10 protein-coding genes are annotated in these 11,637 nt (G+C 70.3%); 2 read left to right on the forward strand and 8 right to left on the reverse strand.

Annotated elements, in window-relative coordinates; genetic code table 11:
- Positions 1–31 precede the first annotated feature (31 nt).
- Positions 32–598, reverse strand: coding sequence for a peptide deformylase (gene def, locus ACFC1J_RS02060; RefSeq protein ID WP_375902027.1), 567 nt, complete (start codon positions 596–598; stop codon positions 32–34).
- A 55-nt stretch (positions 599–653) separates the two neighbouring features.
- Here def and ACFC1J_RS02065 point away from each other — a divergent pair, with 55 nt between their 5' ends.
- Positions 654–1,820: a DMT family transporter gene (locus ACFC1J_RS02065; protein WP_375902714.1), complete on the forward strand. Its 1,167-nt coding sequence runs from the start codon at positions 654–656 to the stop codon at positions 1,818–1,820.
- A gap of 39 nt (positions 1,821–1,859) precedes the next feature.
- On the opposite strand, the gene pgl is transcribed toward ACFC1J_RS02065, so the two are convergent.
- The 6 genes from pgl to tkt are packed head-to-tail and all read right to left on the reverse strand — an operon-like array spanning position 1,860 to position 10,009.
- A complete protein-coding gene (pgl, locus tag ACFC1J_RS02070; RefSeq protein WP_375902029.1) occupies positions 1,860–2,639 on the reverse strand; it encodes a 6-phosphogluconolactonase in 780 nt (259 codons plus the stop codon).
- A 1-nt stretch (position 2,640) separates the two neighbouring features.
- Entirely contained in the window at positions 2,641–3,576 is a 936-nt protein-coding gene (locus ACFC1J_RS02075) for a glucose-6-phosphate dehydrogenase assembly protein OpcA (protein WP_375902031.1), read from the reverse strand.
- Positions 3,573–5,120, reverse strand: coding sequence for a glucose-6-phosphate dehydrogenase (gene zwf, locus ACFC1J_RS02080; protein ID WP_375902033.1), 1,548 nt, complete (start codon positions 5,118–5,120; stop codon positions 3,573–3,575). The genes ACFC1J_RS02075 and zwf overlap by 4 nt, the downstream gene beginning before the upstream one ends.
- Before the next feature lie 36 nt (positions 5,121–5,156).
- The gene (locus ACFC1J_RS02085) at positions 5,157–6,776 is read right to left on the reverse strand and encodes a glucose-6-phosphate isomerase (RefSeq protein WP_375902035.1); all 1,620 of its coding nucleotides are present in this window, start codon (positions 6,774–6,776) and stop codon (positions 5,157–5,159) included.
- Complete coding sequence (tal, locus tag ACFC1J_RS02090) at positions 6,773–7,885, reverse strand: transaldolase (protein WP_375902037.1); 1,113 nt, start codon at positions 7,883–7,885, stop codon at positions 6,773–6,775. The genes ACFC1J_RS02085 and tal overlap by 4 nt, the downstream gene beginning before the upstream one ends.
- Before the next feature lie 21 nt (positions 7,886–7,906).
- Positions 7,907–10,009, reverse strand: a complete 2,103-nt coding sequence (gene tkt / locus ACFC1J_RS02095) for a transketolase (protein ID WP_375902039.1) — start codon at positions 10,007–10,009, stop codon at positions 7,907–7,909.
- Between the two features lie 238 nt (positions 10,010–10,247).
- On the opposite strand from tkt, the gene ACFC1J_RS02100 reads away from it, so the two are divergent.
- Entirely contained in the window at positions 10,248–11,180 is a 933-nt protein-coding gene (locus ACFC1J_RS02100; RefSeq protein ID WP_375902041.1) for a heme o synthase, read from the forward strand.
- Here the strand turns inward: ACFC1J_RS02100 and ACFC1J_RS02105 are convergent.
- A complete protein-coding gene (locus tag ACFC1J_RS02105; protein WP_375902043.1) occupies positions 11,126–11,599 on the reverse strand; it encodes a dinucleotide-utilizing enzyme in 474 nt (157 codons plus the stop codon). The genes ACFC1J_RS02100 and ACFC1J_RS02105 overlap by 55 nt on opposite strands.
- Between the last annotated feature and the right edge of the window lie 38 nt (positions 11,600–11,637).

The following is an 11,637-nucleotide window of genomic DNA, read 5'->3' on the forward strand; positions in this document are numbered from 1 at the left end:
GGGATTTCTGTCCCGAGTTGAAATTTCGGGATCAGCCCTCGAGATCGTCCACGCCCGGCAGCCAGCTCACGCCGGGGCGCCCCCAGCCGCGTTTGCGGGCGATCTTCTGCACCGTCTTCCAGTCGCCGTCATCGAGGCGGTCGACGTAGAGGATGCCGTCGAGGTGATCGAACTCGTGCTGCATGATGCGGGCCCGCCAGCCGTCGACCTCGATGCGCACGTCGTCGCCGTTCAGATCCACGCCGGTCACCAGCACGCGCTCGGAGCGCCGCAGCGGGAACCGCTCACCGGGGAAGGAGAGGCAGCCCTCGGACTCGAGGTCGGGGTCGGGGGAGCCGGGCTCCAAGGGCGCCATCCAGAGCACGGGGTTGATGATCTCGCCGCGCCAAGGGTTCTCGTCGTCGTCCACATACGAGTAGACGTAGATCCGCAGGCCGATGCCTACCTGGGGCGCGGCGAGTCCGACGCCCGGGGCGACGTCCATGGTCTCGTGCATGTCCGCCACGAGGGTGCGGATCTCGTCGGTGATCTCGCCGACCGGGTCGGCGGGGGAATGCAGGACGGGGTCGCCCATGATGCGAATCGGAAGCACAGCCACGCGTCAACCCTAGTCGGCGCACGACGGCGGGTAGGCTCGAAGCGTGCTGGAGAACATGACGCGGACCACAGGGGCGGCCGACGTCGGCGAGCATCTCGCCGGGGTCTTCCAGAACCCCGGCCTGCTCATGGGCATTCCGCTCGCCCTCGCCGGCGCGGTGTTCATGTCGCTCGGCGCGCAGTACCAGCATCGCGGCGTGGAGAAGGTGGAGCGGCTCAGCGGCTCCGACGCGGCCACCGGCCTCAGCTGGGTGCAGGTGCGCGGGCTGCTCACGCGTCCGTCCTGGATCGTCGGCACCCTGATGCTGGCCCTGGCGATCATCTGCCAGCTCGCGGCGCTCACCAAGGCCCCGCTGATCGTGGTGCAGCCGCTGGGTGCGATCGCGCTGGTGATCACCACTCTGCTGAACGCCAGGGTGAGCGGCGTCGCGCCGACCAAGCGCTCCCTCGTGTCGATCTTCGCGTGCGTCGGCGGCATCTTCATATTCGTGCTGTTCGCGGCGCTGTTCGCGGTGGAGCGTGCGATCAGCGAGATCCAGCTGTTCACGATCCTGACGATCCTGCTGGTCGTGATCATCCTGCTCGGTACCTGCTGGCTGATCCTGCGGCACCGCATGCGCGCGCTCTTCTACGTGACCGGCGCCGGCATCCTGTACGGCTTCGTCGCGACCCTCGCCAAGGCCGTCATCAGCCGGATCCAGGCCGGGCAGTTCGACTGGCTCACGGCCGTGTGCGTGATCGCGCTGATCGCCGCGGGTGCCGCAGGCGCCTACTTCGTGCAGACCGCGTACGGATCCGGTCCTCCGGACCTGGTGATCGCGGGCCTCACGGTGGTCGACCCGATGGTCGCGGTGCTGATTGGTCTCCTCGTCCTCGAGGAGGGCGCAGCCGCCCCCGCGTGGGTGTTCGTCGCGTTCGGGATCTCCGGTGCGATCGCCGGCTGGGGCGTCGTGACGCTCGCCCGCTACCACCCTCAGGTCGTCAGCGAGAGCCAGGAGCTGCCGATCGCACGGGGCAGTTCCGGGGGCGCGACGCCGTCCGCCGCGCGCCCGGATCCTGGACCTTCGGTGACCGAGACGCCTTCGGGCGGATCCACCTCCCCGGGAGTTCCGCAGAGGGACGTTCCGGAATGGCCGTCCAACGTCGCGCCGATCCGGCGCGAGGATCCGCCCCGCACCGGCGGCGATGCCGACGAGCGCGGGAACGGATCCGCAGGCGTCTGAGCGGGTACCGGATCCGGTCCGGTCGGACGACCGTATCGATCAGTAGTCGACGTCGATGAGGTCGGGTGCGACCTCGGAGGCGGCCGCCTCGTCGACGAAGAACACCGTGCGCTTGCGCCCCTTGGCGCCCGCGGCCGGGACGTTCTCGTAGTTCGCGCCGGCCAGGGCGAGCCCGAGCGCGGAGGCCTTCTCCGCTCCGGTGAGCACGAGCCACACCCGCTGGGAGGCATTGATGACCGGCCGGGTCAGCGTGATCCGCTCCGGCGGGGGCTTGGGGGAGTCACGCACCGGCAGCACTGCGGCGTCGGTCACTGTGATCTCCGGGCGGTCGGGGAACAGCGACGCGATGTGGCCGTCCGGGCCGACGCCGAGGAAGCACACGGCGAAGGAGGGCCAGGCGCGCTCGGCGTCGCCGAAACGGGCGAGTTCCGCGGCGTAGGCCGCCGCGCCCTCGTCCAGGCTCAGTCCCGCATCGCTCGCCGCCATCTCATGGACGTTCTCGGGTGGGACCGGGATCCGGTCCAAGAGCGCCTCGCGCGCCTGTCCGGCGTTGCGCTCGGGGTCGTCCGCCGGCACGAAGCGCTCATCGCCCCACCAGAAGTGCACGAGCGACCAGTCCACCTCGGCCGCCCGCGCGTCCTCGGCGACGGCGCGCAGCACGGCGGAGCCCATGCTGCCGCCGGTGAGCGCGACGTGGGCGATTCGTCCATCCCTGATCCGCGCCTGGACGCGCACGAGGAAGCGGTCGGCGACGAGGCCGGCGAGGGACGCAGCGTCCGCGCCGATCACGACCCGCTTGGCGGGGGAGTCGGAGGCCATGTCAGGCCACCGGCTCCGGCGCGCTGAGCTGTGCGAAGCCCTCGGTGATCACGCGGCCATAGAGCGCGTCGGGGTCGAGCCGGCGCAACTCCTCCGCCAGGCACTCCCGCAGCGTCCGCCGCGGCAGGTGAAGCTCGTGGTCCGGCTGTCCGGGCTGGGTGAGCATCGCGGATCCCGGTACCGGGCGCTCCAGCAGGATGTCGCCGTTGGCACGGGTGAGCCGCACCGACTTGATGCCGTGCGCCCACTGCGCGATCGGCTCGTATGCCCAGCGGACCGGCACGTCCAGCGCGAGACCCAGCCAGGCGGCGAGCAGCGCGGTGGACGGGGAATCGGCGGCACCGCGCACCTCGACCGCGGTCACCTCGTCGAACGGCGGCTGATCGAGGACAGCGGCGAGCTGCTCCCGCCAGTGCGTGAGCCGGGTCCAGGCGAGGTCGGTGTCGCCGGGGACGTGCGTGCGGCCGAGTACCTCGAGCTGCGCCCGCACGTCGGTCGCGGTCGCCGCGTCGGTGATGCGGCGTTGCGCGATGCGTCCGAGCGGCGACTCGGCAGGGGCTTCCGGCGCCAGTGTTGGCCACCAGACGACGACGGGGGCGTCGGGCAGCAGGAGGCCGGTGACGAGGCTCTCCTCGTTGCTTGCTGCGGCGCCGTAGGCGTGCAGCACGACGACCTCGCTCGCGCCGGCGTCGCCGCCGACGCGGATCTGCGCGTCCAGACGTGCCTCGCCCTCGCTCGTAGTGAGCACGATGACGCGCATCGGGTGCTCGCGGGACGCGTCGTTCGCCGCGTCGACCGCTGCCTCGAGCGCGTCGTCCGGCGCCGCGATGATGAGCGTGAGCACGCGGCCGAGCGCGACCACGCCGCCCTCTTCGCGAGCCTTGACCAGGTTCTTCGCGACCTGGCTGGTGGTGGTGTCGGGCAGATCGATGATCACGGGCGCCTCCAGACACGTCCGTCGCGGGCGAGCAGGGCGTCGGCGGAGGCCGGGCCCCAGGATCCGGGAGCATACTGCTCCACGGGGCCGCCTTCCGTGGCCCAGTACTGCTCCACGGGATCGAGGATCTTCCAGCTGAGCTCGACCTCCTCATGGCGCGGGAACAGCGGCGGGTCGCCGAGCAGGACGTCCAGGATGAGCCGCTCGTACGCCTCCGGGCTGGCCTCGGTGAACGCGTGTCCGTAGCCGAAGTCCATGGTCACGTCGCGCACGTTGCTGCCGTTGCCCGGAACCTTGGAACCGAAGCGCAGCGTGACGCCCTCATCCGGCTGCACGCGGATGACGAGCGCGTTCTGCCCGAGCTCCGACGTCTGCCCGCTGCCGAACAGGTGCTCGGGTGCGCGCTTGAAGACGACCGCGATCTCGGTGACGCGGCGGCCGAGGCGCTTGCCGGTGCGCAGGTAGAACGGCACGTCGGCCCATCGGCGGGTGTTGATCTCGAGCTTGACCGCGGCGTAGGTCTCCGTGGTGGATTCCGGATCCATGCCGTCCTCGTCGAGGAAGCCGGTGACCTGCTCGCCGCCCTGCCAGCCGCCGGCGTACTGCCCGCGGGCGGTCGCGAGGGAGAGGTCGTCGGGCAGCGAGACCGCGGCGAGGACCTTCTCCTTCTCGGCCCGCAGATGCTCAGCGGAGAGGCTGATCGGCTCCTCCATCGCGGTGAGGGCCAGAAGCTGCAGCAGGTGGTTCTGGATCACGTCGCGGGCCGCGCCGATGCCGTCGTAGTAGCCGGCACGTCCTCCGACGCCGATGTCCTCGGCCATCGTGATCTGCACGTGGTCGACGTAGTTGCGGTTCCAGATCGGCTCGTACAGCTCGTTCGCGAAGCGCAGCGCGAGGATGTTCTGCACCGTCTCCTTGCCCAGGTAGTGGTCGATGCGGAAGATCGAGTCGGCGGGGAAGGTGCCTTCGAGCGCGTCGTTGAGCGCTCGCGCGGAGGCGAGGTCATGCCCGAACGGCTTCTCGATCACCACGCGGCGCCAGTGGTCCGCGTCCTCATGGGCCTCGACGAGCCCTGAGTCGCGCAGCTGCTGCGCGACGAGCGGGAACTGGTTGGGCGGGATCGACAGGTAGTAGGCGTGGTTGCCCATCGTGCCGCGTTCGACGTCGAGAAGCTCGACGGTCTCTCGCAGGCGGCGGAACGCGTCGGGGTCGCCGAACTCGCCCGACACGAAGCGGATGCCCTGGAGCAGCTGCGCCCACGTCTCCTCGCGGAACGGGGTGCGCGCGTGCTGCTTGACGGCGTCGTAGACGACCTGCGCGAAGTCCTGGTCCTCCCAGTCGCGGCGGGCGAATCCGACCAGGGCGAACCCGGGAGGCAGCAGGCCGCGGTTGGCGAGGTCGTAGACGGCGGGCATCAGCTTCTTGCGCGACAGATCGCCGGTGACGCCGAAGATCACGAGGGCGCTGGGCCCCGCGATCCGGTTCAGCCGGCGATCATCGGGGTCGCGGAGCGGGTTGCTGCCGCGGGAGACGGGAACAGTCATCAGCGGGGGATTCTCCTGAGTGCTCTCTGGGGGTGCTTACTGCGCGGCCTCGAAGAGGTCCAGCACATCGTCCTGGGGTTCGGTGATCGTGAGGGTCACCACGGGCCGGCCGTGCGCGGCGAGCACGCCCGCGTCGCCCGCGGCCTGCGCCTCGATGAGCTGCCCGAAGGTGAACGGGCGGTCGGGGATCTCCAGATCCACGTCCGTGCGCTCCAGGATCTGCAGGAACACGCCCTGCGCAGGGCCGCCCTTGTGGTACTGCCCGGTCGAGTGCAGGAATCGCGGACCCCAGCCGAACGTGGTCGGCCGCCCCGAGTCGGCGGCGACGAGTTCGCGGAGGCCCTGCAGCTGCGGCATCTCGAGCCGGTCCACATACGCCTGGATCGACACGTAGCCATCCGCCGGCAGCGTCTGCCACAGGGCGTCCAGGACACCCGCGATCGTGCCGGACACGAGCAGGGAGTCGTCCGAGGCGCGGACCTCGACCCCGTCCTGCACGAAAGCGGCGGGCGCCGCCTCGGGTCGGGCGTCCAGCAGACCGCGCGCGGCGATCTTGGCCGACTCCACGTCGGGCTGGTCGAACGGGTTGATCCCGAGCAGGTATCCCGCGATCGCGGTGGCGTACTCCCACACGATGAACTGCGCGCCGAGCGTCCCGCTGACGAGGATCTCGCCGGGGTGGCGCTCGCGCAGGTGGAACTCGTCGGCCTCGTCGACGAGGCGCACCAGCTGCAGGTCCGCCGGCCGGGCCTCGACCTCGGGGGAGACGGGGAGCAGGACGACGGGAAGGATCCCGGTGCCCTCCTTGCCGGTGGACTCGGCGACGAGCTGCTCGATCCAGTCGGGCAGGCCCACGATGTGGGTGCCGTCCGTGATCAGGCCCAGCTTGTCGCGCCTCGGACCGCCGGGGGTCTGCGCGCTGGCGGCGATCGCCGCGCCGAGCAGCAGCGCCGGGTTCTCAGCGGAGTCGATCGCGACCTGCAGCAGCGTGGCCTCGGCCTCGTCGAGCAGCTCGGCGATGTCGACGCCGGCCAGACCCGAGGGCACCAGTCCGAATGCCGTCAGCGCGGAGTACCGGCCGCCGACGTTCGGGTCGGCGTTGAACACGCGGTAGCCGGCGGCGCGCGCCGACTCGTCGAGAGGCGACCCGGGGTCGGTGACCACGACGATGCGCTCGACGGGGTCGATCCCGACATCGCGGAACGCCGCTTCGAAGGTGCGACGCTGCGAGTCCGTCTCGACCGTGGATCCGGACTTGGAGGAGACCACGAGCACGGCATCGGCGAGACCGGCGTCGATCGCCGCGAGGACCTGGCCGGGAGAGGTCGAGTCGAGGATGGTGACGTCGATGCCCGCGGTCTGCGAGATGACCTCGGGGGCGAGCGAGGATCCGCCCATCCCCGCCAGCACGACGCGCGTGACGCCCTTGCCCGCGAGGTCATCGCGCAGGGCGAGGATCTCGGGCACGAGCGGGCGCGACACGGAGACGGCGTCGACCCAGCCGAGGCGGATGCTCGCCTCGGACTCGGCGGCCTCACCCCACACGGTCGGGTCGCCTCCGGTGATCCGGGACGCGATCAGCTCGCCCACGAGACGCGGGACGACGTCGTCGATCGCGGCCTTCGGCGCCCCGGAGGTGTGGATCTCGAAACTCACCGCTGGGCTTCCAGTCCCTCGCGGACCTGGGTGAGCAGGCTGTGCCAGGAGTCGATGAACTTCTCGACGCCCTCGTCCTCGAGCACCTGGGTCACGTCGGCGAAGTCCACGCCGATCGCCGCGAGGCCCGCGAACACCTCACGCGACTCCTCGTACGCGCCGGTGACCGTGTCGCCGGTCACGACGCCGTGGTCGAAGGTCGCCTCGAGGGTCTTCTCCGGCATCGTGTTGACGACGTTCGGCGCGACGAGCTCGGTCACGTACAGGGTGTCCGGCAGAGCCGGGTCCTTGACGCCGGTGGACGCCCACAGCGGCCGCTGACGGTTGGCGCCCGCGGCGAGCAGCGCGGCGGCGCGGTCGCCCGCGAAGGTCTGCTCGTACAGCTCGTAGGCGAGACGGGCGTTCGCGAGGCCGGCCTTGCTCTTCAGTGCGGCGGCCTCCTCGGTGCCGATCGCGGTCAGGCGCTTGTCCGTCTCGGTGTCGACGCGCGACACGAAGAACGAGGCGACCGAGTGGATCGTGGACAGGTCGTGGCCGGCGGCCTTGGCCTGCTCGAGGCCCGTGAGGTAGGCGTCGATGACCTCGGCGTAGCGCTCGAGGCTGAAGATCAGCGTGACGTTGATGCTGATGCCCTCGGCGATCGCCGCGGTGATCGCCGGAAGCCCGGCCTTGGTCGCGGGGATCTTGACCAGCAGGTTGGGGCGGTCGACCTTGGCCCAGAGGTCCTTGGCCTGGGCGATCGTGCCGTCGGTGTCATGCGCGAGGTCGGGGGAGACCTCGATCGAGACACGTCCGTCGACGTGACCGGTCTGCTCCCAGACCGGACGGAAGACGTCGAGCGCATCGCGCACGTCCTGGGTGGTCGCCTCGAAGATCGCCTCCTCGGCGCTCGCGCCCGACGCCGCGAGCTGGGCGACCTGGCTGTCGTAGGAGGTGTCGTCGGGGTCGGTGATCGCGTTCGCGAAGATCGTCGGGTTCGTGGTCACGCCGACGATGTTGCGGGTGGCGATGAGGTCGGCGAGGTTGCCGGAGGCGATCCGGGTGCGGGACAGGTCGTCCAGCCAGATGGAGACTCCGGCGGCGGCGAGTGCGGCGGTGGGGGTGGTCATGCGTTCTCCTCGAATCCGTGCTTAGGCAGCCGCGTTCGCGGCGATGGTCTCGTGGGCCGCGGTGACGACGGCCTCGGCGGTGATGCCGAACTTCTGGAACAGCGTCTTGTAGTCGGCGGAGGCGCCGAAGTGGTCGATGCCGACGGAGCGCCCGGTCGAGCCCACGATGCCGTGCCAGGTCAGGGTGGATCCGGCCTCGACGGAGACGCGGGCCTTGACCGCGGATGGCAGCACCGACTCGCGGTAGGCCTCGTCCTGGTCGGCGAACCACTCGAGCGACGGCGCCGACACCACGCGGGCGTTGACGCCCTCCGCGGCGAGGGTCTCGCGGGCGGCGACCGCGAGCTGGACCTCGGAGCCGGTGGCGATGAGGATCACGTCGGGCGTGCCGCTCGGCGCCTCGGCCAGGATGTAGGCGCCCTTGACCGTGTTCGACGCCGCGGCGAACGTGTCGCCCGACGCGTCGCCCGTGCCTCGTGCGAAGTTCGGCACGTTCTGGCGGGTCAGGGCGATGCCCGTGGGGCCGCCGTGACGGCGCAGGATCTCCAGCCAGGCGGCGGCGGTCTCGTTGCCGTCCGCGGGGCGGACGATGGCGAGGTTGGGGATCGCGCGCAGCGAGGCCAGCTGCTCGATCGGCTGGTGCGTGGGGCCGTCCTCGCCGAGCGCGACGGAGTCGTGCGTCCACACGAAGACGCTCGGCACATTCATGAGGGCCGCGAGACGCACCGCGGGGCGCATGTAGTCGCTGAAGATCAGGAAGGTGCCGCCGAACGGCCGGGTCGGGCCGTGCAGGACGATGCCGTTCAAGATCGAGCCCATGGCGTGCTCGCGGATGCCGAAGTGCAGCACGCGGCCGTACGGGCTGCCGTCCCAGTCGTGCGTGGACCAGGTCGCGGGGATGAAGGACTTCGCGCCCGCGATCGTGGTGTTGTTGGATCCGGCGAGGTCGGCCGACCCGCCCCACAGTTCGGGGAGCTCGGGAGCGAGCGCGTTGATGACCTTTCCGGACGCGGCGCGGGTCGCGAGCTCCGTGCCGGCCTCGAACACGGGGAGCACGTCCTCGATGCCCTCGGGGAGCTCGTGGGCATCGAGGCGCTCGAGGAGCGCCTTGCGCTCCGGGTTGGCGGCGGCCCAGGCGTCGAAGTCCTGCTGCCATGCGGCGCGCTGCTCGGCCGACCGCGCGCCGAGTGCGCGGGTGTGCTCGATCACCGCGTCCTCCACGACGAAGGACTGCTCGGGGTCGAAGCCCAGGACGACCTTGGTCTCGGCGACCTCGTCCGCGCCCAGCGCGTTGCCGTGCACCGACTCGGTGCCCTTCTTATTGGGCGCCGGCCAGCCGATGACCGTGTTCAGGATGATCAGGGAGGGCTTGGAGGTCTCGGCCTTCGCCTGCTCGATCGCGTCGAAGAGCTCCTTCACGTCCTCGACGTAGGTGCCGGTGCGCACCCAGTCCACGTGCTGCACCTGCCAGCCGTAGGACTCGTAGCGCTCGCGCACCTCCTCGGTGAAGGACACGTTCGTGTCGCCCTCGATCGAGATGCGGTTCGAGTCGTAGATCGCGATGAGGTTGCCGAGCTGCTGGTGACCGGCGAGCGAGGACGCCTCACTGGTCACGCCCTCCTGCAGGTCTCCGTCGCCCGCGATCACGTAGACGTAGTGGTCGAAGGGGCTCGTGCCGGCGGCGGCGTCCGGGTCGAACAGGCCGCGCTCGTAGCGGGACGCGTAGGCGAAGCCCACCGCGGAGGCGAGGCCCTGGCCGAGCGGGCCCGTCGTGATCTCGACGCCCTTGGTGTGCCCGTACTCCGGGTGTCCCGGGGTGAGCGAGCCCCACGTGCGGAGGGCCTCGAGATCCGTCAGCTCGAGGCCGAAGCCGCCGAGGTACAGCTGGACGTACTGCGTGAGGGAGGAATGACCCACGGAGAGGATGAACCGGTCGCGGCCGATCCAGTGGGTGTCCGCCGGGTCGTGGCGCATGACGCGCTGGTAGAGCAGATAGGCCACCGGCGCCAGGCTCATGGCGGTTCCGGGATGGCCGTTCCCGACCTTCTGGACGGCATCCGCCGCCAGCACCCGGGCGGTGTCCACCGCGCGTCGATCGATCTCATCCCACAGCAGTTCCGACACTCCAGAGCCCTTTCCAAGACAGTGAGTGCGCCCGGCTGTGTTGCGCGCTACCGCGACTTCACGGAGGCGTGGCACGTTGACGGGCGCGCGAGTAATTTCAGCATAGTGCGGTCGCATGCCTGCGTGGCCGGTCGGGTCGCTGTGTTGCGCACGGTCGCCGGCGGCGGGGTCGGGCGCGGTCGACGAGGACGGGGCCGGGCTCCGTCGTGGCGTAGGATGGAGGCGTTCCCGTGTGCGCATGAAGGAGGCGGTCAGCATCGCGACCACCATCGAGTCCGTCGCCGCCGAGCGCTCTCTGAAGCGGACCGTCAAGGCCTATGTCGAGCTGACCAAGCCGCGTGTGCTCGAGCTCCTGCTCGTCTCCACCGTGCCGGTGATGTTCCTCGCGCAGCAGGGTCTGCCGAACCTCTGGCTGGTCGCCGCGACGGTGATCGGCGGCTCGATGAGCGCCGGATCCGCGGCGTCGTTCAACATGTACATCGATCGCGACATCGATGCGCACATGCACCGCACCGAGAAGCGTCCGCTCGTGACCGGCGAGGTCACGCCCCGAGGGGCGCTCATCTTCTCGTGGGTGCTCGCGGTGCTCTCGACCGTCTGGCTGTGGCTGACGACGAACTGGGTCGCCGCCGTGCTGTCGGCCGCCGCGATCTTCTTCTACGTGGTCATCTACACGCTCATCCTGAAGCGCCGCACCGAGCAGAACATCATCTGGGGCGGCATCGCCGGGTGCTTCCCGGTGCTGATCGGCTGGGCGGCCGTCACCGGGTCGCTGGACTGGCCGGCCTTCGTGCTGTTCGTCCTGGTCTTCCTCTGGACTCCTGCGCACTACTGGCCGCTGTCGATGAAGTACAAGGACGACTACGACGACGTCGACGTGCCCATGCTCGGCGTCACCCGGTCCGCGTCCCAGGTCGGGCTGCAGGTCATCCTGTACGCCTGGGCGACGCTGGCGTGCTCGCTGCTGCTGATCCCGGTCGCCGGCATGGGGCTGGTCTACACGGTCTCCGCGCTGGTCTTCGGCGGCTGGTTCGTGTACGAGTCGCACCGGCTGTACTCGCAGGCGGTGAAGGGCGCATCGGCCAAGCCGATGCGCGTCTTCCACGCCTCCATCACCTACTTGACGCTGATCTTCGTCGCCGTCGCGGTCGACCCGCTGCTTCCCTTCTGAGACTCCTCGGCCGGCTCGTCGCCGGTCTCCTCAGCCCGCTCCTGCTGCTCCTGCGCGATCTCGTGCGGTGCGGCGGGCGCGTCGAGGGCTCCCTCGGTGTCGTCGTCCTGGTCGATGTCGTCGAAGGCGAGCGGAGCGATATCGACAGGCTTCGCCGTGGCGGCGCCGAGCAGCGACGAGACGACCGCCAGGGCGAGCGTGAGCAGCACTCCGAGCGCTCCCGCTCCGAGCAGGGCAGCTCCGAGCACGATCCAGGACTGTCCGCCATAGACCTCGAGCCCTGTCGCACTGCCGTCCTTGAGGGTCGCGGTCATGGTCCCCAGATGATCGAGGACGGTGAGAAGGCCTGCGGCGACGAGGGCGATCGAGGCGGCGAGGAGGATCCAGAACGGGATGCTTCGGTTCAGTACGCGTGTCATGGATCCAGCCTCGCGGGCGAACTCGTGCGTCCGGTCTG

Source organism: Microbacterium sp. NPDC056052, assembly GCF_042266785.1.
In the GTDB taxonomy this organism is placed as follows: domain Bacteria; phylum Actinomycetota; class Actinomycetes; order Actinomycetales; family Microbacteriaceae; genus Microbacterium.